18 protein-coding genes are annotated in these 21,790 nt (G+C 67.9%); 9 read left to right on the forward strand and 9 right to left on the reverse strand.

Going from position 1 to position 21,790, the window contains the following annotated elements:
- Positions 1-168: 168 nt before the first annotated feature.
- The 7 genes from pncB (at position 169) to ACIGHN_RS12300 (ending at position 9,626) form a co-directional block, all read left to right on the forward strand.
- Entirely contained in the window at positions 169-1,389 is a 1,221-nt protein-coding gene (pncB, locus tag ACIGHN_RS12270) for a nicotinate phosphoribosyltransferase (protein WP_056419266.1), read from the forward strand.
- 219 nt (positions 1,390-1,608) lie between these two features.
- A complete protein-coding gene (locus tag ACIGHN_RS12275) occupies positions 1,609-2,970 on the forward strand; it encodes a sodium:proton antiporter (RefSeq protein ID WP_396504589.1) in 1,362 nt (453 codons plus the stop codon).
- Positions 2,971-3,142: 172 nt separating this feature from the next.
- Positions 3,143-4,132 carry a 2-hydroxyacid dehydrogenase gene (locus ACIGHN_RS12280; RefSeq protein WP_396504566.1) on the forward strand — a complete coding sequence of 330 codons (990 nt, stop codon included), beginning with the start codon at positions 3,143-3,145 and terminating at the stop codon, positions 4,130-4,132.
- 73 nt (positions 4,133-4,205) lie between these two features.
- The gene (gene rmuC, locus ACIGHN_RS12285; protein WP_396504567.1) at positions 4,206-5,948 is read left to right on the forward strand and encodes a DNA recombination protein RmuC; all 1,743 of its coding nucleotides are present in this window, start codon (positions 4,206-4,208) and stop codon (positions 5,946-5,948) included.
- Complete coding sequence (locus tag ACIGHN_RS12290) at positions 5,945-7,153, forward strand: MFS transporter (RefSeq protein WP_056419279.1); 1,209 nt, start codon at positions 5,945-5,947, stop codon at positions 7,151-7,153. Before rmuC ends, ACIGHN_RS12290 begins: the two co-directional genes overlap by 4 nt.
- Positions 7,154-7,272: 119 nt before the next feature.
- Positions 7,273-8,610 carry a surface lipoprotein assembly modifier gene (locus ACIGHN_RS12295; protein ID WP_396504568.1) on the forward strand — a complete coding sequence of 446 codons (1,338 nt, stop codon included), beginning with the start codon at positions 7,273-7,275 and terminating at the stop codon, positions 8,608-8,610.
- 11 nt (positions 8,611-8,621) lie between these two features.
- Positions 8,622-9,626, forward strand: coding sequence for a FecR domain-containing protein (locus ACIGHN_RS12300; RefSeq protein ID WP_396504569.1), 1,005 nt, complete (start codon positions 8,622-8,624; stop codon positions 9,624-9,626).
- Between the two features lie 88 nt (positions 9,627-9,714).
- On the opposite strand, the gene ACIGHN_RS12305 is transcribed toward ACIGHN_RS12300, so the two are convergent.
- The 5 genes from ACIGHN_RS12305 to ACIGHN_RS12325 form a co-directional block, all read right to left on the reverse strand.
- Positions 9,715-10,578: a TIGR00730 family Rossman fold protein gene (locus ACIGHN_RS12305; protein WP_396504570.1), complete on the reverse strand. Its 864-nt coding sequence runs from the start codon at positions 10,576-10,578 to the stop codon at positions 9,715-9,717.
- Between the two features lie 102 nt (positions 10,579-10,680).
- Positions 10,681-11,067 carry a fluoride efflux transporter CrcB gene (gene crcB / locus ACIGHN_RS12310; RefSeq protein ID WP_396504571.1) on the reverse strand — a complete coding sequence of 129 codons (387 nt, stop codon included), beginning with the start codon at positions 11,065-11,067 and terminating at the stop codon, positions 10,681-10,683.
- 201 nt (positions 11,068-11,268) lie between these two features.
- Positions 11,269-12,579, reverse strand: a complete 1,311-nt coding sequence (locus tag ACIGHN_RS12315; RefSeq protein ID WP_396504572.1) for a TRAP transporter large permease — start codon at positions 12,577-12,579, stop codon at positions 11,269-11,271.
- Positions 12,580-12,784: 205 nt separating this feature from the next.
- Entirely contained in the window at positions 12,785-13,321 is a 537-nt protein-coding gene (locus ACIGHN_RS12320) for a TRAP transporter small permease (protein ID WP_056165298.1), read from the reverse strand.
- A gap of 12 nt (positions 13,322-13,333) precedes the next feature.
- The gene (locus tag ACIGHN_RS12325) at positions 13,334-14,350 is read right to left on the reverse strand and encodes a TRAP transporter substrate-binding protein (protein WP_396504573.1); all 1,017 of its coding nucleotides are present in this window, start codon (positions 14,348-14,350) and stop codon (positions 13,334-13,336) included.
- A 188-nt stretch (positions 14,351-14,538) separates the two neighbouring features.
- Between ACIGHN_RS12325 and ACIGHN_RS12330 the strand changes: the two genes are divergently transcribed.
- Together ACIGHN_RS12330 and ACIGHN_RS12335 are read left to right on the forward strand one after the other, a co-directional pair.
- Positions 14,539-15,069 carry a winged helix DNA-binding protein gene (locus ACIGHN_RS12330; protein WP_056419293.1) on the forward strand — a complete coding sequence of 177 codons (531 nt, stop codon included), beginning with the start codon at positions 14,539-14,541 and terminating at the stop codon, positions 15,067-15,069.
- A gap of 81 nt (positions 15,070-15,150) precedes the next feature.
- The gene (locus tag ACIGHN_RS12335; protein WP_396504574.1) at positions 15,151-18,813 is read left to right on the forward strand and encodes a hydantoinase B/oxoprolinase family protein; all 3,663 of its coding nucleotides are present in this window, start codon (positions 15,151-15,153) and stop codon (positions 18,811-18,813) included.
- Positions 18,814-18,873: 60 nt separating this feature from the next.
- On the opposite strand, the gene ACIGHN_RS12340 is transcribed toward ACIGHN_RS12335, so the two are convergent.
- From ACIGHN_RS12340 to ACIGHN_RS12355, 4 genes are read right to left on the reverse strand one after another with little or no spacing between them, the layout of a single operon-like run.
- Entirely contained in the window at positions 18,874-19,278 is a 405-nt protein-coding gene (locus ACIGHN_RS12340) for a monovalent cation/H(+) antiporter subunit G (protein ID WP_396504575.1), read from the reverse strand.
- A complete protein-coding gene (locus ACIGHN_RS12345; RefSeq protein ID WP_055402533.1) occupies positions 19,275-19,553 on the reverse strand; it encodes a K+/H+ antiporter subunit F in 279 nt (92 codons plus the stop codon). The genes ACIGHN_RS12340 and ACIGHN_RS12345 overlap by 4 nt, the downstream gene beginning before the upstream one ends.
- Entirely contained in the window at positions 19,550-20,068 is a 519-nt protein-coding gene (locus tag ACIGHN_RS12350) for a Na+/H+ antiporter subunit E (RefSeq protein ID WP_056419300.1), read from the reverse strand. Before ACIGHN_RS12350 ends, ACIGHN_RS12345 begins: the two co-directional genes overlap by 4 nt.
- Positions 20,065-21,747, reverse strand: a complete 1,683-nt coding sequence (locus ACIGHN_RS12355) for a monovalent cation/H+ antiporter subunit D (RefSeq protein ID WP_396504576.1) — start codon at positions 21,745-21,747, stop codon at positions 20,065-20,067. Before ACIGHN_RS12355 ends, ACIGHN_RS12350 begins: the two co-directional genes overlap by 4 nt.
- Positions 21,748-21,790 lie beyond the last annotated feature (43 nt).

Raw genomic sequence — 21,790 nt, forward strand, 5'->3', positions numbered from 1 at the left:
CGCCCGACCATCAAGCGGCAGGGCGGTTTTTGGCTTGAAAACGCCGGGTGCGCGGGGTGCGTCGGGTCCCAAGGGGCTTCCCAGCGCCGCACGGCGGCATGGCCTACACTTTGCGGCTTTGCTGTACGGCCCCCTGCGTCCCCGGCCTTCTCTGCGCCCGCACCGTCCATGATCATCACCAGCCTGCTCGACACCGACCTGTACAAGTTCACCATGATGCAGGTCGTGCTGCACCAGTTTCCGGGAGCGCAGGTCGAATACAAGTTCAAGTGCCGCAACCCGGGCGTGCAGCTGGCGCCGTTCGCCAACGAGATCCGGGACGAGATCCGTTCGCTGTGCAGCCTGCATTTCCAGGACGCGGAGCTGGCCTACCTGCGGTCCATGCGCTTCATCAAGAGCGATTTCGTGGACTTCCTGGGGCTGTTCAGGCTCAACGAGAAATACATCACCGTCACGCCGCTGCACAATGGGGAGATCGACATCGCCATCCGCGGGCCCTGGCTGCACACCATCCTGTTCGAGATCCCGGTGCTGGCGATCATCAACGAGGTGTACTTCCGCAACACGCAGAAGGTGCCCGATTTTCCCGAAGGCCGCCGGCGCCTGGATACCAAGATCGCGCAGCTGCAGGCCGAGGGCCTGTCGGACCTCAAGATCGCCGACTACGGCACGCGCCGCCGTTTCAGCCGCGCCTGGCACGAGGAAGTGCTGCGCGTGCTGGTGGCCCGCCTGGGCACGGGCGACCGCCGCCCCGGCGCGCCGGCAGGGCCTGGCCAGTTCGCCGGCACCAGCAACGTGCTGTACGCGATGAAGCTGGGCGTGACCCCGCTCGGCACCATGGCGCACGAATACCTGCAGGCCTGCCAGGCCCTGGGCCCGCGCCTGCGCGACAGCCAGGTCTTCGGCTTCGAAGTGTGGGCCAAGGAATACCGCGGCGACCTGGGCATCGCCCTGTCGGACGTGTACGGCATGAGCGCCTTCCTGCGCGACTTCGACCTGTACTTCTGCAAGCTGTTCGACGGCGCGCGCCACGACAGCGGCGACCCTTTCGCCTGGGGCGAGCGCCTCCTGGAGCACTACCGCAAGAACCGCGTGGACCCGCTGACCAAGACGCTGATCTTCAGCGACGCGCTCACGGTGCCGCGCACCGTCGAGCTGTACCAGCAGTTCCGCGGGCGCTGCCAGCTGGCGTTCGGCATCGGCACCAACCTGACCAACGACCTGGGCAGCCCGCCCGCGCACGAGCCGCTGCAGGTCGTCATCAAGATGACCCGCTGCAACGACCAGCCCGTGGCCAAGCTGTCGGACACGCCTGGCAAGGGCATGTGCGACGATGAAAAGTACCTGGCGTACCTGCGCCAGGTGTTCGATATTCCCCAGACCGCCTGATCCAGCGGGGCGGGGCCAGCAGGGCGTGCGCTTTGCCGGTGCCCGGCGGCATTGGGCCGCATTCCGTCGCATCGGCGGCATTCATCGGCACCCGTCGGCACCTCGCGATGGGGCGCCACAAATGATTATTGGAGCGAGATGGAGACAACGCATATATTGAAGTCGGCGCGCAGGCTGTCGGCCGTGGCGCTTTGGTTCGCGGCATGGCCCGGTGGTGCGATGGCCGCCGATCTGGACGGGAGCACGCTGTCGGTGCTGTGGGGCGTGCCGTTTGCGGGCATCCTGCTGTCCATCGCGCTCATGCCGCTGCTCGCGCCCATCTTCTGGCACCACCACTTCGGCAAGGTAGCCGCTGCCTGGGGCCTGGCGTTCTTGCTGCCCTTCGCCGTGGCCTTCGGGCCGGCGGTGGCAGGCGCGAACCTGGTGCATGCGCTGCTGGCGGAGTACATCCCCTTCGTGATCCTGCTCACCGCGCTGTACACCGTGGCGGGCGGCATCTACATCCGCGGCAACCTGCACGGCAGCCCGGGGCTGAACACGGGGCTGCTGGCCCTGGGCGCGGTGCTGGCCAGCTTCATGGGTACCACCGGCGCGTCCATGCTGCTGATCCGCCCGCTGATCCGTGCCAACGACAACCGCAAGCACGTGGTGCATGTGGTCGTGTTCTTCATCTTCATCGTGTCCAACGCCGGCGGCTCGCTCACGCCGCTGGGCGACCCGCCGCTTTTCCTGGGCTTCCTCAAGGGCGTGGACTTCTTCTGGACCGTGGGCCACATCCTGCCGGAGACCTTGTTCCTCATCGGCACCCTGCTGGTGCTGTTCTTTGCGCTCGATACCTGGTTCTACCGGCAAGGGGCCGAAGTGCTGCCGCGCGACCCCACGCCCGACACCGGCGGTGCGCGCTCCTTCGGCTTTGACGGCAAGCTCAACTTCGCCCTCTTGGGCGCGGTGGTGGCGCTGGTACTGCTCAGCGGGTTCTGGAAGTCGCCCGTCGTGTTCGACGTGATGGGCACCCCGGTGGGCCTGCCCGGCATCGTGCGGGACGCAGGCCTTGTGGCCGTCACGCTGGCGTCGCTGTGGCTCACACCCCGCCAAGTGCACGACGACAACCAGTTCGGCTGGGCCCCGATGCAGGAGGTGGCCAAGCTCTTCGCAGGCATCTTCCTCACCATCATCCCGGTCATCGCGATGCTCAAGGCCGGCACGGACGGCCCGTTCGGCGCCGTGGTGCGGGCCGTCACCCGGCCGGATGGCACGGCCGACCCGGCGATGTACTTCTGGGCCACGGGCGTGCTCAGCTCGTTCCTCGACAACGCGCCGACCTACCTGGTGTTCTTCAACACGGCAGGGGGCGACCCGGCCGTGCTGATGACCGCGCTGGCCCCCACGCTCGCTGCCATCTCGGCGGGCGCCGTGTTCATGGGCGCCAACACCTACATCGGCAACGCGCCCAACATGATGGTCAAGGCCATTGCCGAAGACCGGGGCGTAAAGATGCCCAGCTTCTTCGGCTACATGCTGTGGTCGGGCGGCATCCTGGTGCCGCTGTTTCTTGTCATGACATTCATCTGGTTCAGATGATGTACATCCCCCTGAGCGGCTGCGCCGCTTCTCCCTTCTCTCGCACCGCTGCGCGTTGCGGGAAGGGGGACGCCGCCCTCGCTGCAGGGCGGCCTTTGCACGGCGGCCACTGGCCTGGGCAGCGCCGGTTTTATAGGGCGACTGACCTCGCGAACACCTTGGAGATGAGACTATGAGCAAGCCCCGCATCCTGGTCGCGCGTGCGATCTTCCCGGACATCGTGGACCGCCTGCGCCAGCACTTCGACGTGCTGGACAACCCCGATGACACCATCTGGTCCCCGGCCGAGCTGGCCGAGCGCCTGGCCGACAAGGACGGCGCCTTCACCACCGGCAGCCAGCGCATCGACGCGGCGCTGCTGGCGGCCGCGCCACGGTTGAAGATCGTGTCCAACATGGCGGTGGGCTACAACAACTTCGACGTGGACGCGATGACGGCCGCTGGCGTGTGGGGCACCAACACGCCCGATGTGCTGACCGAGACCACGGCCGACTTCGGCTTTGCGCTGCTGATGGCCACCGCGCGCCGCATGACGGAGTCGGAGCACTACCTGCGCGCCGGGAAGTGGACCAAGTGGAGCTACGACATGTTCTCCGGCAGCGACATCCACGGCAGCACGCTGGGCATCATCGGCATGGGGCGCATCGGCCAGGGCATTGCGCGGCGCGGCGCGCACGGCTTTGGCATGAAGGTGGTCTATCACAACCGCTCGCGCCTGTCGGCCGAGCTCGAAGCCGAGTGCAAGGCCACGTATGTCGGCAAGCAAGAGCTGGTCGCCACCGCCGACCACGTGGTGCTGGTGGTGCCCTACACAGCCGCGTCGCACCACACCATCGGCGCGGCCGAACTGGCGCTGATGAAGCCCACCGCCACGCTGGTCAACATCGCCCGCGGCGGCATCGTGGACGACGCGGCGCTGGCCGTGGCCCTGCGTGACGGGCGCATTGCGGCGGCGGGCCTGGATGTGTTCGAAGGCGAGCCCAGCGTGCACCCTGATCTGCTGACCGTGCCGAACGTGGTGCTCACGCCCCACATCGCCAGCGCCACCGTGCCCACGCGCCGCGCCATGGCCAACCTGGCGGCCGACAACCTGATCGCCTTCTTCGACGGGCGCGGTGCGCTCACGCCGGTGAACGCGCCCGCCGCACCGAACCGCGGCTGAATTTTCAATAAAAACACCTGCTACCGCTGGATGGATGAGCGCTGGCAGCTATCAAAAGTATAGTAATCAAATTTTGACTACCGACACCCTTGTCCTGCTGGCCGCACTGGCTGTTGTGGTCGTGCTGCTGGCCGTGGTCCTGCTGCGCCGCCCGAGTGTGAATCTGCCTGCCGAATGGATCGCCCGGCTGCAGGCGATGGAAAGCCTGGCCCAGGCCACCCGGCTGGCCGTGGCGCGCAACGATGGCGCGGTGGAGTCGCTGGCCCAGCAACTGTCGGGTTTCACGCAGGCCACGCAGCGCCAGCTGGAGGCGTTGCGCGGCGCGGTGGATGAGCGGCTGTCGCAGGCGGTGGGCGAATCGCGCACGGGGCGTGCCGAGCTGCTCGCGGCCTTCGGTGCCTTCGAGGGGCGCCTGGAGCAGCGCCTGGCCCAGGGCCAGGCCGAGGCGGCGCTGGCGCGCAAGGAGCTGTCGGACGCGCTGGCGGCGTTCCGTGCCGAGCTCACGCAGACCGCGCAGTCCCTGGCGTCCGACAGCCAGCGCTCGCGCGAGGCGCTGGCCGAGAGCACGCAGCTGTTCGAGCAGCGCATCCAGGAGCGCTTCGAGGCCCTGTCCGGCGCCACGCGCGGCACGCTCGATTCGCTCAAGAGCGACATCCACACCCAGCTGGGCGCAGTGTCCACCGCACTCAAGGACCAGCTCGAAGCCAACGGCCAGCAGATCCGCCACCAGTTCGGCGTGCTGCAGGACGCGGTGTCGCAGCAACTGGCGGGCCTGGTGCAGGGCAGCCAGCAGAACGCCGAGCAGCTGCGCACGGCGCTCAACGAACGGCTGGCGGCCATCCAGACCGACAACTCCGCCAAGCTCGAAGAGATGCGCCGCACGGTGGACGAGAAGCTGCACGCCACGCTGGAGCAGCGCCTGGGCGAATCCTTCAAGCTCGTGAGCGACCGCCTGGAGCAGGTGCACAAGGGCCTGGGCGAGATGCAGACCCTGGCCGGCAGCGTGGGGGACCTCAAGCGCGTGATGACCAACGTGAAGACGCGCGGCACGTGGGGCGAAATGCAGCTTGGGGCCATCATCGAGAACGTGCTCACGCCCGACCAGTTCGCGCGCAACGTCAAGGCCGTGCCCGGCAGCGACGACCTGGTCGAATTCGCCATCCGCCTGCCGGGCCGCGGCGACGAGCAGCCCGTGTGGCTGCCCATCGACTCCAAGTACCCGGTGGAGCAGTACCAGCGCCTGCTCGACGCGCAGGACGCGGCCGACAAGCCCGCCATCGCATCGGCCGGCAACGCGTTCGAGACCTCGATCAAGCTCGAGGCGAAGAAGATCTTCAGCAAGTACGTGTCGCCGCCGCACACCACCGACTTCGCGGTGCTGTACCTGCCCACCGAAGGCCTGTTCGCCGAAGTCATCCGCCGCCCCGGCCTGGTCGAAGCGGTGCAGAACGACTGCCGCGTGATGATCACCGGCCCCGCCAACCTGGCCGCCATGCTCAGCAGCCTGCAGATGGGCTTCAAGACGTTGGCCATCGAAAAGCGCTCTTCCGAAGTGTGGGGCGTGCTCGGCTCGGTGAAGACCGAGTTCTCCAAGTTCGGCGAGATCGTCGAGTCGGCCCGCAAGTCCATCGACGCGGCGGCCAAGAAGTTCGACGACGTGGGCGTGCGCACCCGCGCCCTGCAGCGCAAGCTGCGCGACGTGCAGGAACTGCCCGCACCCAACGCACCCACCGGTCTCGGAGCACCCGCCGTGCCGGCAGCGGGCACCGGCACGGCCGCGCTGCCGGGCCTGGACCTGGAGGACGACCTGCCATGAACCGCAACCTGGCACGCCTGATTGCCGGGCAGGTCTGCGTGCACGCCTGCATGGCCGGCATGCGGCTGGCGGCCCCGTTGCTGGCCCTGCGCGAAGGCTACGGCGCCGCGGCGGTGGGCTTGCTGGTGGCGCTGTTCGCGCTCACGCAGGTGTTCCTGGCGCTGCCGGCCGGGCGCTATGCGGACCGCCACGGGCTCAAGCGGCCGGTGGGCTATTCCGTGGCCCTGGCCGCCACGGGCGCGGCGCTGGCCATGCTGTTCCCGGTGTTTCCGGTGCTGTGCATCACCGCGTTGATGACGGGCGGGGCGGCCGGTGCGGCCACCATTGCGGTGCAGCGCCATGTGGGCCGCGCGGTGCACGACACCACGCAGCTGCGGCAGGTGTTCAGCTGGCTGGCCATCGGGCCGGCGGTGTCCAACTTCATCGGCCCCTTTCTGGCGGGCCTCATGATCGACCACGTGGGCCGGGTGCCGGGCAGCATCGAGGGCTACCGGGGCGCGTTCGCGCTGCTGGCCGTGCTGCCGCTGCTGTCCTGGGTGTGCGTGCGCACCACGGTGGAATTTCCGCCCGTGGTCGCGGCCAACGACGGCGTTCCACGCCGCGCCTGGGACCTGCTGGGCGACGTGCCCTTCAGGCGCCTGCTCATCGTCAACTGGCTGCTGTCCTCGTGCTGGGATGTGCACGCCTTCGTGGTGCCGCTGCTGGGGCACGAGCGCGGCCTGTCGGCGTCGGTCATCGGCACCATCCTGGGCGCGTTCGCCATTGCCGCCACGGTGATCCGCATGCTCATGCCCATGGTGGCGTCGAGCCTGAGCGAACGGGTGGTGCTGGCGGGCGCCATGGTGTCCACCACGGTGCTGTTTTGCATCTACCCGCTGCTGGGCAGCGCGCTGGGCATGGGCCTGTGCTCGGTGCTGCTGGGCTTTGCGCTGGGCTCGGCCCAGCCCATGGTGATGAGCCTGCTGCACCAGATCACGCCGTCGCACCGCCACGGCGAGGCCCTGGGCCTGCGGCTGATGGCGATCAATGCGTCAAGCGTGCTCATGCCGCTCATCTTCGGGTCGGCCGGGGCGCTGATCGGGGTCGGCGGGCTGTTTTGGGGCGTCGGGGCGATCGTGGCGGGCGGCACGCGCCTGGCGTGGCTGCTGACGGTGGCGCCGTCCGAGCCCGCGCAGGCGCACAAGGACTCGGGAAACGGCAGCTGAACGGCCACCGGAATGGGTTTTCGTGCGGTATTGCGCGCCGCGTGGCAATCAGGGCTTGAGGGGCTGAGCAAGCGGCGTGAAACGTAGTAGATTCGCCCCATTCGACAGAGGGGGCTGAGATGAACGTTCCAACCTGGTCCTGGCACGTGCGCCGCCTGGCCGTGCTGCCGTTTCTGGTGGCGGCCCCCGGGTCTTTCGTGCATGCGGACGACATGCTGGGCCAGGCGCAGGCCTGGCTGCAGCAGGGCGACGCCCGGCGCGCCTTCGAGGCGCTGGATGCCCAGGAGGCCACGCGCGCCGGCGACCCGGCATTCGACGCGGCCATGGGCCGAGCCGCCCATGCAGCAGGCCAGTACAGCCGTGCCGTGCTGGCGTGGGAGCGGGTGGTGGCGGCGCAGCCCGGCGACACCGAAGCCCAGTGGGAGCTGGGGCGCGCACTGCACGCGGTGGGCGACAAGCAAGGTGCCAACGCCGTCTCCGAGCGCGTTCGTGCCGCCGGCATTCCGGTAGACGCTGCGCTCAGCATCGACCAGTTTCTGGTGTCCTACGACCGCCTGGGCCACCAAGGCCGCTCCACCTGGAAGGGCCATGTCGAGCTGACCGTGGGCCGCGACTCCAATGCCAATGCCGGGCCCGACCTGAATGCGCCTGCGCTGTCGCCGCCCGGTACGCCGGCCTGGTCGCTGGCACCGGGCGCCGAGGCGCAGCGTGCGTCGTATGCCGCCGTGCTGGGCAATATCCGCGGGCGGCATGTGCTGGATGCGCGCTGGTCGCTGATCGGCGCGGCCACCGCCGAGGCGCGGGGGTATTCCGATGCCGGCAAGCCCTACGACAGCGCGCAGCTCGACGCCAGCGCGGGCGTGGCCTACCGCGTGGAGCGCCACGAGTGGATGCTGAGCGCGCAGGGCGCGACCTACCGGCTCGATGGCGACACGCTGCGCAACATCGGCGGCGTGGTGGGCGAGTGGATCTACCGGCTCGACGGCTTTCGCCAGTGGGACACCTTCCTGCAGGTGCAGGACCTGCGCTATCCCACGCAGTCGCTGCGCAACGCCCGGCGCACCGTGGGCGGCACCTCGTATGTCCATGTGCTGCGCAACGGCAGCCTTTACTACGCGGGCCTCTACGCCGGGCAGGAGAACCCCCGGGCCAGCGATGTGGACAACCTGGGGCATCACCTGGCGGGGCTGCGGGCCGGCGTGCAGTGGGCCATCACGGCCGACTGGGCGGCCTTCGTGCACCTCAATCACGAGCGCCGCCGCTACGGGGCCACAGACCCCTTCTTCGGCGTGACGCGCCGCGACCGCCAGACCTATGGCGTGCTGGGCGTGTCCTGGCTGCCCGCGCCGGGCTGGCGCATCACGCCGCAGTGGGCCGTCACGCGCAATGCGTCCACGCTGCCCATCACCGATTACGACCGCCGGGTGTTTTCCGTCACCGTGCGGCGCGAGTTCTGAGGGAGTTCCTGATGCCGTCCCAATTTCCTTCTTCCCGGCTGGCGCTGTGGCTGGCCGTGGCGGCCGCGTGGCCCCTGCAGGGCCTGGCCGCCGCCGGCCTGGTCCAGTTCGTGGCGGGCGACGTGCAGTTGCGCCGAGGCTCCGCGCAGGCGCCGGTGGCCAAAGGCGCCGAGGTCGAGAGCGGCGATGTCGTCGTGACCGGTGCCGCGGGCCGTGCGCAGATCCGTTTTTCGGACGGCGGGCTGGTGGCGCTCTACCCGGACTCGCAATTCACGGTCACGCGCTATGCCGACGCCGGCAACGCGGCCGAAGACCATTTCGCCGTGGACCTGCTGCGCGGCGGCATGCGCGCCATCACCGGCCTGATCGGCAAGCGCGACCCGCGCAACTACCGGGTGACCACGCCCACGGCGGTGGTGGGCATCCGGGGCTCGGCCTTCCTCATCGCCTTCAATGCCGATGGCGAGCTGGTGGTGTCGGGCGAGCAGGACGAGATCGAGGTGTGCACCGAGGCCGGTTGCGTGGGCGTGAAGGCGGGTGAATCGGTGCGTGTGGTGGCCAGCAACCAGCTGCCGCTGTACACCCACACGCGCGCCGTGCTGCCGCTGCCGCCGCCACCGGTGCCGTTTGCGGTGGGCGAGGAGCTCAACAGCAGCGGCCGCCTGGCGCCCACGCCGGTCGCCCCCGTGCCGCCGCCCGTCACCACCACACCCACACCGCCTGCGCCCGGAGTGCCGCTGCCCCCGCCGCCACCACCGCCCACGACGACGGCACCGCCGCCGGACCCGTCCATCCCGACCCCGCCGCCGCCCCCCACCACGGGCACGCCCACGCAGCCGCCGACAACGCGGCCGCCGGTGACCGGTGCGCCACCGACGACACCGCCCACGACGGCGCCCACCACGCCCGCGCCGCCGGCCACGCGTCCACCCATCTTCGTGCTGCCGCCCATCGTGCGGCCCATCATCGTGCTGCCACCGATCGCAGTGCCGCCTCCGCCGCCGGTGATCCGCTGACGATGCGGTCCCTGCACGCAGCAGCGGGTGGTGCGGACAGGGGGCGCATGGCAAGGGCAGGGGCCCGCAGGCCCAGGGGCTCAGCCGTTCACAGCTGGTAGAACGACTTGATCAGCTCCCACGCTTCCTGCGGGTCGTCGGTGTAGTGAAAGAGGCCCAGGTCCTGGGCCGAGATGGTGCCTTCTTCGACCAGCACCTCGAAGTTGATGAGGCGCTTCCAGTAGTCCGCGCCGAACAGCACGATGGGCACGGGCTTGGCCTTTTTCGTCTGCACCAGCGTGAGCACTTCGAACAGCTCGTCCAGCGTGCCGAAGCCGCCGGGGAAGGCCACCAGCGCCTTGGCACGCATCATGAAATGCATCTTGCGCAGCGCGAAGTAGTGGAACTTGAAGCTCAGCGTGGGCGAGATGAAGCGGTTGCCGCTTTGCTCGTGGGGCAGGGCGATGTTCAGGCCCACGTTGAGGGCGCCCACATCGTGCGCGCCGCGGTTGGCGGCCTCCATGATGCCGGGGCCGCCGCCGGTGCAGATGTAGATGCGGTCTGCGGGCGGCTGGCGCTCGCTGTGCTCGGCCACCACGCGGGCGAACTGGCGGGCCAGGTCGTAGTACTTGGCGTTGCGCACCGCCAGGCGCGCGCGCTGCAGGCGCACGTCGTCGCCGCTGGCCTCGGCCTCGAGCAACTGGGCGTCGGCTTCGTCGGGGGCGATGAAGCGGGCGCTGCCGTACACGACCACGGTGTTCTCGATGCCTTGCTCGATCTGGCCCAGGTCGGGCTTGAGCATCTCCAGCTGGAAGCGGATGCCGCGGGTCTCGCGGCGGAACAGGAATTCAGGGTCGGCGAACGCGAGGCGGTAGGCATCGGCGTGCAGCGGGTTGCCGCTGGCGGCGTGGCTTTGCAGCTCCGCCCAGGCATCGGCCAGGCGGCGTTCGTTGAGTTGGGTATTGGCGTCCATGGCAAGTCAGAAAAAAGCGCTGCAGGCCCTCGCACAGGCGCAGGTCGGCAGTGGGTTGAACGTGGGGTGGTGATGAGCGTTGCGCTTGATTATTACGCAGGATCAAGCGCGTGCAGCTATCAAAAGGGTAGCGCTGTGGATGCCCAGCACCGTGAGTGTGAGCGAGCCGAGCAAATGCACTGCGGTCGTGCCCAGCGCCAGCAGATAACGCTGCTGCTGCAGCATGCCCACCACCTCGGCCGAGAAGCTGGAGAACGTGGTGAGCCCGCCCAGAAACCCGGTGACGAGCGCCAGGCGCCACACCGGGTCGAGCTGCGGCAGCGACTGGAACACCGCCACGCAGACCCCCACCAGGTACCCCCCGATCAGGTTGGCCGCCAGCGTGCCCCACGGCAGCAGGGCTCCCGCCGTGTTGAGCCAGATACCGAGCCGCCAGCGCGCCAGCGCACCCACGCTGGCACCGATACAGATGGCCACGACTGCAAGCATGGTGCGATGACTCCGGAGAAACGAAGGGCCGTATTGTCGGCGATGCTGTGTTCAGCCGGTCTGCGCCGTGGCCACGGCTGCGCGAACCGCCATCCACCGTCAGCCTGGGACGCAACCCCGGCCAGCGCCACCGTGGAACCGGCTTCGCCGGGCCACTGGAGGCGTCCCCCTTGGGGGGAGGGGCGAAGCGACTCAGGGGGGCTACTTTTCCTTGCCCATCACCAGGTCCGGCAGGATCGTCACGACCTGCGGGAACACCGTGATGATCGCGATGCACACCACCAGGCACAGGAAGAACGGAATCGCAGCGCGCGCAATCGTGTTGCTGTCCTTGCCCGTCATGTTCTGCAGCACGAAGAGGTTGAAACCCACCGGCGGCGTGACCTCGGCGATCTCGACCAGCAGCACGATGAAGATGCCGAACCAGATCAAATCGAACCCGGCCTGCTGGATCATGGGCAGCACCACCGCGCTGGTCAGCACGATCATGCTGATGCCGTCGAGCGCCGTGCCCAGCACCAGGTACACGATGACCAGCACGCTGATGAGCGCGAACGGCGACAGGTGCATGGCGTTGACCCACTCGGCCAGTTCGCGCGGGATGCCGGTGAAGGCCATGGTCTTGGTGAGGAACGCGGCACCGGCCAGGATGAACATGATCATGCAGCTGGTGCGCGTGGTGCCCATCAGCCCTTCCTTGAAGTTCTGCCAGGTGAGCGAGCGGCTCCAGAGCGCCAGCCCCAGCGAGCCCACCACGCCGTAGGCCGCGCATTCGGTGGCAGTGGCGTAGCCGGTGATGAGCACGGCCACGATGAAGACGATGAGCACGCCCACGGGGATCAGGTTGCCGGACTTGCGGATCTTCTCGCGCAGCGTGGAGGGCGGGTCGGCCGCAGGCACCTTGTCGGGGTTGCGCAGGCTCCACCAGCCGATGTAGCCCGAGAACAGCAGCATCAGCAAAATGCCCGGCAGAAAGCCCGCAAGGAAGATGCGGATGATGGACGCATCGGCCGCCACCGCATACACCACCATGGTGATCGACGGCGGGATCAGAATGCCCAGCGTGCCCGCCGTGGCCAGCGAACCGAGGGCCAGCTTCTCATCGTAGCCGCGCTTCATCAGCTCGGGCAGGGCCACCTTGCTGATGGTGGCGCAGGTGGCGGCCGACGAGCCCGATACCGACCCGAAGATGCCACAGCCCAGGATGGTGGTGTGCATCAGCCGCCCCGGAACGCGGTTGAGCCAGGGGCGCAGGCCTTCGAACATCTCTTCGGACAGCTTGGTGCGAAACAGGATTTCGCCCATCCAGATGAACAGCGGCAGGGCGGCCAGCTCCCAGCTCGCATTGCTCTCCCAGAACGCCGAGAACAAATTCTTGGCCGGCTGCGTAGACGTGAAGAACGCCTGCCCCACCCACCCGCAGATCGCCAGCGTCATCGCAATCCACACGCCGCCGGACAGCAGCACCAGCATGAGCAGCAGCAACACGCCACCCACCATCAAGATATCCATATCGAACTTTCTGGACTGCAGGGCGCGATGCGCGATGCAGCCTGTTGTTATCGGTATTCACACCGCGCGGTCATTGCGCCGCGCTTCCCACCCACCGAAAAAACTGGCGCGGCAAACGCGAGTGCCACCGTGGAACCGGCTCCGCCGGGCCACCGGAGGCGTCCCCCCTCAAGGGGGAAGGCGCGCAGCGCCTCAGGGGGGCGTCCTAGATATCAGACGAAAAGTCACCCTTGGCATGGCGTTCTTCCACAGCCCGCACGAAGGTCGGCACGCCACCGCGCAGCACGATGATGAATTCATCCACCACCGCCACCCACAGCAGCACCGAGCCGATCGCAAAGCTCAGTTGCGGAATCCACAGCGGCATGGGCAGCAGGCCCTGGGAGATGTCGTTGAACTCCCAGCTCTCGTACGTGTAGCTGCAGGCCGCCCACATCAGGTAGCCCACTGCCACCGATGCGATGGCGAGCGACACGACCTCCAGCTGGCGGCAGCGGCGCGGGGACAGCTTTTCCAGCAGCAGTGTCACGCGCACGAAGTCGCCGTGCTTGAATGCATGGGCCATCGCAAAGAAAGCCGCGGCCGCGCAGAACCAGGCCACGATGTCGTTGATGGCGCCGGTGCGCAGGCCCACCTCGCGCATGATGCTCTGCGCGATCATGAGGATGCAGATGAGGGCGATGAACGCAGCGCCCAGGGCGCCTGCGGCAAGGTAGAGGCGGTCGAGCCAGCGGCGCAGCATATGGATGCGGGCCTACTTCTTGGCCTGCACGCCAGGGACCGGACTGCTCTTGCGGTAGCTCGCGACGATGGCTTCGCCGTCCGCGCCGGCCTTCTTGAGCCAGTCGGCCAGCATGATCTCGCCGACCTGGCGCATGTCGGCCATGAGCTTGGGCGCGGGCGTCACGATCTTCATGCCCTTTTCGGTCAGTGCCTTCTTGTACCACTCTGTCTTTTCCTCGCTGAGCTTCCAGCCGCGCGACTCGGCCTCGGCCGAGGCCTTGAGCAGGGCGTCCTGGCTGGGCTTGTCCAGCGCATCGAAAGCCTTCTTGTTCACGATGACCGCGTTCTTGGGCAGCCAGGCCTGCGTGTCGTGAAAGAGCTTGATGCTTTCGTAGATCTTGCTGTCGTAGCCGGTGGAGCCCGACGTCATGGTGGCCTCGACCACGCCCGTTGCCAGCGCCTGCGACAGCTCGGCCGCCTGGATGGTCACCGGCTGCGCGCCGATCAGCTCCGCGATCTTGGCGGTGGCGGGACTGTAGGCGCGCCACTTGATGCCGCGCAGGTCGGCCACCGAGGCCAGTTCCTTCTTCGAATAGATGCCCTGCGGCGGCCAGGCCACGGCGTACAGGAGCTTCATGCCCTGCGTGCCCAGCAGCTTGTCGAGGTAGGGCTTTTGCGCTTCGTACAGGCGCCTGGAGTCCGCATACGAGGTGGCCAGGAAGGGGATGCCGTCCACGCCGTACAGCGCGTTCTCGTTCTCGAAATTGCCCAGCAGCACTTCACCGGCCGGGGCCTGCCCGCCCTGCACGGCGCGCTTGATTTCGTTGGCCTTGAACAGCGAGGCGTTGGCGTGCACCGTGATCTTGAGCTTGCCGGCCGATGCGGCATCCACATCCTTGGCGAACTGCATCAGGTTCTCGGTGTGGAAGTTGCTCACGGGGTAGGCGGCGGCCAGGTCCCACTTGGTCTGTGCCATCACGGAGGACGCGGTGAAACCGAAGGCCAGGGCCAGGCCAAGCGCTGTGGCGGGGAGGATTCGACGCTTCATGGAGAGCTCCGCAAGTAAGGACGTGGGGTGAAAGGACTGTCGGCGACTGTATAGAAATCAACCCATGGCGACATAGGTGTTTTGCCTAAACGCTGACAAATTGCCAACAAATCATTGCCATGGTGCCTACAATGGCTTGCATAACCCGTGCCAGTTTTTCCCTTCCACCACAAGGTTCGCTGTCCATCATGAAATCCGGCTCCAAGGCCAAGGGCGATTCCGGCCCCATCGTGTCGTCGGCGCACCTGGTGTCCGCGCAGAGCGCGGAGCTGAGCGAGTTCGAGTTCGGACTCATCGTCGCGGGCAACGCGTTTCACCGCTGGGTGGCGCACTGCATGTCGGCGGCGGGCCTGAAAGACCTCACGCCACTGGATGTGCTGGTGCTGCACCACGTGACGCACCGCGCACGGGACAAGCGCCTCGCCGACATCTGCTTCATCATGAATGTGGAGGACACGCACCTGGTGAACTACGCGCTCAAGAAGCTGCAGAACCTGGGCGTGGTGGCTTCGCAGAAAAACGGCAAGGAAGTGACCTACGCCGCCACTGACGTGGGCCGCGCCTACGTGCAGCGCTACCGCGAAATCCGCGAGCGCTGCCTCATCGATGCGTTGCACGCCGACGACTCCCTGAACCGCGACATCGGCGAGCTGGCCCGGTTGCTGCGTGTGCTGTCGGGCATGTACGACCAGGCGGCGCGCTCGGCGGCGTCGCTGTGACTGCCGCCACGCCGTGGTTTGAATAAAAAACTGCCCTACCGCTTGATGAACAAGCGCCAGCAGCTATCAAAATAGTAGCAAATGTCCCATCAACCTTCCCCCATGTCCCGCTGGCAGTTCTGGATCGACCGTGGAGGCACCTTCACCGACGTGGTGGGCCGCCGGCCCGAATCGGACGGCACGTTCACGCTGGTCACCCACAAGCTGCTGTCCGAGAACCCCGAGCAGTACAAGGACGCCGCGGTGGCCGGCATTCGCCACCTGCTGGGTTTGAAGCCCGGCGAGCCGGTGACGCCTGCACAGGTCGAGTGCGTGAAGATGGGCACCACCGTGGCCACCAATGCACTGCTGGAGCGCAAGGGCGAGCCCACGCTGCTCATCACCACGCGGGGCTTCAAGGACGCGCTGCGCATTGCGTACCAGAACCGCCCGCGCCTGTTCGACCGCCACATCGTGCTGCCCGAGCTGCTCTACAGCCGCGTGATCGAGGCGCAGGAGCGCGTGGGCGCGCAGGGCGAGGTGATCGAGCCGCTGGATGAAGCGCACCTCAAGGAGCGCCTGTGGGCCGCCTACGACGCGGGCCTGCGCAGCGTGGCCATCGTGTTCATGCACGGCTACCGCTACACGGCGCACGAACAGGCCGCAGCGCGGCTGGCGCGCGAGGTGGGCTTCACGCAGGTGAGCAGCTCGCACGAGACCAGCCCCATGATGAAGTTCGTGAGCCGGGGCGACACCACGGTGGTGGACGCGTACCTCTCGCCCATCCTGCGCCGCTACGTGGACCAGGTGGCCAGCGAGATGCCGGGGGTCAAGCTGTTCTTCATGCAATCGTCCGGTGGCCTCACCGATGCGGGCACCTTCCAGGGCAAGGACGCCATCCTGTCCGGCCCGGCCGGCGGCATCGTGGGCATGGCGCGCACGGCGGAGCTGGCGGGCCACGCGAAGGTCATCGGCTTCGACATGGGCGGCACGTCCACCGATGTGAGCCACTACGCGGGCTCTTTCGAGCGCGAGTTCGAAACCCAGGTGGCGGGCGTGCGCATGCGCGCACCCATGATGAGCATCCACACCGTGGCCGCCGGCGGCGGCTCCATATTGGGATTCGACGGTGCGCGCTTTCGCGTGGGCCCCGAGAGCGCGGGCGCCAACCCCGGCCCGGCCAGCTACCGCCGCGGCGGCCCACTGGCCGTGACGGACGCGAACGTGATGGTGGGCAAGATCCAGCCCGCACACTTCCCGCACGTCTTCGGCCATGCGGCCAACGAGGCGCTCGACGGCGACGTGGTGGCGCAGAAGTTCGCGCAACTGGCGGTGCAAAGCGGCCGCTCGCAAGAGGATGTGGCCCACGGCTTCATCCAGATCGCCGTGCAGCAGATGGCCAACGCGATCAAGAAGATCAGCGTGGCGCGCGGCTACGACGTCACCCGCTACACGCTGCAGTGCTTTGGCGGCGCGGGCGGCCAGCACGCGTGCCTAGTGGCCGATGCCCTGGGCATGACGCGGGTGTTCGTGCACCCGCTGGCCGGCGTGCTGAGTGCCTACGGCATGGGCCTGGCGGACCAGAACGTGATCCGCGAACAGGCGGTGGAAATCAAGCTGGCGCCGGACGCATTGCCCGGCATCGAAGCCACGCTGGGTGCCCTGGCCGCCACCGCGCGCACCGAACTGGAGCGCCAGCAGGCCGGCAGCAGCACGGCCGTGGTGCACCGGCGCGTGCATGTGCGCTACGAGGGCAGCGACTCGGCGCTCATCGTGCCTTTCGGCACGCAGGCCGAAATCACCGCGGCGTTTGAAAGTGCCTACCGCCAGCGCTTTGCTTTCCTGATGCAGGGCAAGGGCCTGGTCGTGGAGGCCGTGTCGGTCGAGGCCGTGGTGCCCGGCGATGCGCCCGTGGAGCCGCGCCACGCGCTGCAGCCTGCGCGCGAGACGCCGCACCGCGGCATGGTGCGCATGTACACCGGCGGGGTCGATGGCGTGCCCGCGTGGCACAGCGCCCTGCTGGTGGTGCGCGAGGACCTGCGCCCGGGCGATGTGATCCCCGGCCCGGCCATCATTGCCGAGAAGAACGCCACCACCATCGTCGAGCCCGGCTGGCAGGCGCAGTTGACCGACCTGGACCACCTGCTGCTGGACCGCACCGTGGCGCGCGCGGTGCAGCACGCCGTGGGCACCACGGTGGACCCGGTGCTGCTGGAAGTCTTCAACAACCTGTTCATGAACATCGCCGAGCAGATGGGCCTGCAGCTGCAGAACACGGCGTACTCGGTGAACATCAAGGAGCGCCTGGACTTCAGCTGCGCGCTGTTCGACACGGCTGGCAACCTGATCGCCAACGCGCCGCACATGCCGGTGCACCTGGGGTCCATGGGCGAGAGCATCAAGACCGTCATCCGTGACAACGCCGGCCGCATGCAGCCGGGCGACGTGTTCGTGCTGAACGACCCGTACCACGGCGGCACGCACCTGCCCGACATCACGGTCATCACGCCGGTCTACCTGGAGGACGACGCCGAGCCCACGTTCTACGTCGGCAGCCGCGGCCACCATGCGGATGTGGGCGGCATCACGCCGGGTTCCATGCCGCCGTTCTCGACGCGCATCGAGGAAGAGGGCGTGCAGATCAACAACGTGAAGCTGGTCGAGCGCGGCGTGCTGCGCGAGGCAGAGATGATCGCCCTGCTGGAAAGCGGCGAATACCCGTCACGCAACCCGCAGCAGAACATGGCCGACCTGCGCGCGCAGATCGCCGCGAATGAAAAGGGCCAGCAGGAGCTGCGCCGCATGGTGGGCGAGTTCGGCCTGCCCGTCGTGCTGGCGTACATGAACCACGTGCAGGACAACGCCGAGGAGTCGGTGCGCCGCGTGATCACACGCTTGAAGGACGGGCAGTTCACGCTGCCGCTGGACAACGGCGCGCAGATCAGCGTGGCAGTGCGTGTGGATGCGGCCAGCCGCAGCGCCGAGATCGACTTCACCGGCACCAGCCCGCAGCAGACGCACAACTTCAACGCGCCCACGGCGGTGTGCATGGCGGCGGTGCTGTACGTGTTCCGCACGCTGGTGCAGGACGACATTCCGCTCAACGCCGGGTGCCTCAAACCGCTCAAGGTCATCATCCCGCCGGGCTCTATGCTCAACCCCAACCCGCCGGCCTCGGTGGTGGCGGGCAATGTGGAGACCTCCACCTGCATCACCAACGCGCTGTACGGCGCGCTGGGGCTGATGGCGGCGGGGCAATGCACCATGAACAACTTCACCTTCGGCAGCGCGAAGTACCAGTACTACGAGACCATCTCGGGCGGCAGCGGTGCGGGCGGCGTGTGGGATGCTGCGGGCCAGCTCACCGGTGGCTTTGCGGGCACGAGCGTGGTGCAGTGCCACATGACCAACTCGCGCCTGACGGACCCGGAGATCCTGGAGTTTCGGTTTCCGGTGCGGCTGGAGGGCTACGAGATCCGCAAGGGCTCGGGCGGCAACGGGCAGTGGAAAGGCGGCGACGGCGGCGTGCGCCGCGTGCGCTTTCTCGAGCCCATGACGGCCAGCATCCTGTCCAACGGCCGCCACCACGGCGCTTTCGGCATGGCCGGCGGCAGCGCGGGCGCGGTGGGCATCAACAAGGTGGTGCGCAGCAACGGCAAGACCGAGCTGCTGGACCACATCGGCCAGGCCGAGATGCAGCCGGGCGATGTGTTCGAGATCCACACGCCAGGCGGCGGCGGCTTCGGTGCCGTGGGCTCGGAGTAAGGGTCCTATGGGCTGCTACCGCTTGATCTGCAAGCGGTAGCAGCTATCAAATCAGGAGCGTCAGACGCGCACGTCCTCGGGCGCTGTCGATACCGGTTCGGCCTCGGGCTTGGGCTGGCTCAGCGTGGGTGGCACCGGCGGATGCCCCATCTGGCGCGCCCGGAACAGGGCTGCGCGCATCAGAAAGATCGACATGATCGGCACCGAGATCGCCACGAACACGGCGATCAGCAGCGCATGCAGCGCCAGGCTGCGGTCGGCCACCGAGAAGTACAGCACCGTGCCGTGCATGATCAGCCAGCAGCCCAGCGTGGCGATGATGGACGGCGCGTGCACCCGCTCGAAGAACGTGGGCAGGCGCAGCAGGCCCGACGAGCCCAGCAATGCCAGGCCCGCGCCCGACAGCACCAGCGCGGCGACGATGATCTCCAGCCACAGGGGCAGGGTGGTGGCGGCGTCCGTCATTCGATCACCTCGCCGCGCAGCAGAAACTTGGCCATGGCCATGGAGCCCACGAAGCTGAACAGCGCCAGCAGCAGCGCGGCCTCGAAGTAGTTCTTGCTGCCGTACAGCAGGCCCAGTACCAGCATCACCAGCATGCCGCTCAGGTACATGCAGTCGAGCGCCAGCACGCGGTCCTGCGCCGAGGGGCCCTTGAGCAAACGGATCAGTGCGCAGCCCATGGCCAGGGCCAGCATGAACAGGGCGATCGGCAAGGCCCAGTCGAGGATAGGCGTCATTCAAAGATCTCCATGAGGGGGGCTTCGTAGCGCTGCTTCACGTCGGCGATGACCTGGGCGGGGTCGTCCAGCTCCAGCACATGCAGCAGCAGCACGCTGCGGTCCAGCGACAGCTCGCCCCAGGCAGTGCCGGGCGTGATGCAGACGATCATGGCCAGCACGGCCAGCGCGTTGGGGTCCCGCACGTCGAGCGGGATGTGCACGAAGCCCGATGGATGCCGACGGCGGCCCGGTGCGAGCAGCAGGCGCGCCACCGCCAGGTTGGAGCGCGTGGTGTCGGCCACCACCGTGAACGCCAGGCGCAGCACCGCACCGGGCTTGCGGATGCGCACCGGCAGCGGTCGCAGCCCCGCCGTGAGCAGCGGTATGGCGAGCGCGAGCACGCCGCCCAGCACGAAGTGCCCTGCGCTCAGGCTGCGGTTGAGCAGCAGCCACAGGCCCAGCAGCGCCAGCGACAGCAGCGGCGCGGGCACCAGGCGCTTGAGAGGGCGTTGGTATGTGCGCGATGGCTTCATGGCGTGCTACCTCCTGGCACTGCCGCCGGTGGGGGCGGGTTGGGCACCGGCTGGGCCGTCATCACGGCGCGCACATAGCCCGCGGGTGCGTGCAGCGCGTCGGCAGTGGCCTGGGTGTAGCGCATCACGGCACCGGCCTGCCACACCAGCACAGCGCAGGCCGTGAGCAGCAGGGCAATCGGCAAGCCTTCGAGCACCAGCAGCTTGGGCACCGTGCGGTCATGTGCCGCCCAGAAATGGCGGATGCCCGCCCGGGTCAGCGCCAGCAGCGCCAGCAGGCCCGATCCGATGAGCAGCGCCACCAGCGCCCAGCCTTCCGCGCCCAGGTGGAACCCTTGCGACGAGGCCAGCCCCAGGGGGTTGAGTAGCGCATGGATCATGGCGAACTTGCCCACGAATCCCGGCAGCGGCGGCAGGCCCGCGATGACGAGCGTGCAGGCCATGAAGGCCAGGCCCAGAAAGGCCACGGCGGCCGGGATCACCTGGCCGATGAGTTCTTCTTCGCGGTCGTCCAGGTTGATGCCGTCGGTGGGCACCAGGTCGGCCGACAGAAAAGGCGCATCGTCCGTCTGCTCGTACGCGGCGAGGTTGGAGCCATCGTTGCGCCAGCGGTCGATCAGGTCGGTCAGCAAGAACAGCGCGCTCACGGCCAGCGTGGAGCTGAGCAGGTAGTACAGCAGCCCGGCCGTGAGCAGGTTCTGCCCGAAGCCCACGGCCGCCAGCAGCGTGCCCGACGACAGGATGGCCGAGAACCCGGCCAGATGCCCCAGCCGCTGCGAGCCCAGCATGCCGATGGCGCCGAACGCCATGGTCAGCATGCCGCCCCCGATGAGCCACTGGCTGCCGAACTGGGCCGAGTCGCCTGCCTCGGCACCGAACAGCAGCGTCCACAGGCGCAGCACGCTGTACACGCCCACCTTGGTCATCAATGCGAACAGCGCGCCCACGGGCGCGGTGGCCGCGCTGTACGCTGGCACCAGCCAGAAGTTGAGCGGCCACACCGCGGCCTTGATGAGAAACGCCACGGCCAGGATGGCTGCCGCTGCATGCAGCAGGCCGCGGTCCGAGGCTGCCACCCCGGCGATGCTGCGTGCCAGGTCGGCCATGTTCAGCGTGCCGGTGATGCCGTACAGCATGGACACGCCGATCAGGAACAGCGACGACGCCGCGAGGTTGATGGCGATGTAGTGCAGCCCCGCCGACACACGCGGGCGCCCCGAGCCGTGCAGCAGCAGACCGTAGGAAGCGGCCAGCATGATCTCGAAGAACACGAACAGGTTGAACAGGTCGGCCGTGAGGAACGCGCCCGCCAGCCCCATGAGCTGGAACTGGAACAGCGGGTGGAAGTGCACCCCCGCCCGGTGCCAGCGCGCCGCCGAAAACAGTACGGTGGCCAGCGCCACGGTGCTGCACAGCACCAGCATCATGGCCGACAGACGATCCACGGCGAGCACGATGCCGAAGGGCGCAGGCCAGTTGCCCGGCAGGTACACACCCAGGCTGCCCGGCAGCCCGGGGTCCTTGGCCTGTATCAGCAGCAGCACCGCGATCACCAGGCCCATCAGCGTCGAGACGATGTTCAGCGTGACCTTGGTGCGCTGGCGCTCTTCGCGCAACAGCAGCATCAGCCCGGCCGTGAGCATGGGCAGCGCGATGGGCGCGAGGATCAGGTGCGGCATGACCCTGTCAAGTAAAAATCCTGTGAATGTCATGTCATTTGTC

This window comes from Acidovorax sp. NPDC077693 (assembly GCF_044542805.1).
GTDB lineage: Bacteria > Pseudomonadota > Gammaproteobacteria > Burkholderiales > Burkholderiaceae_C > Acidovorax.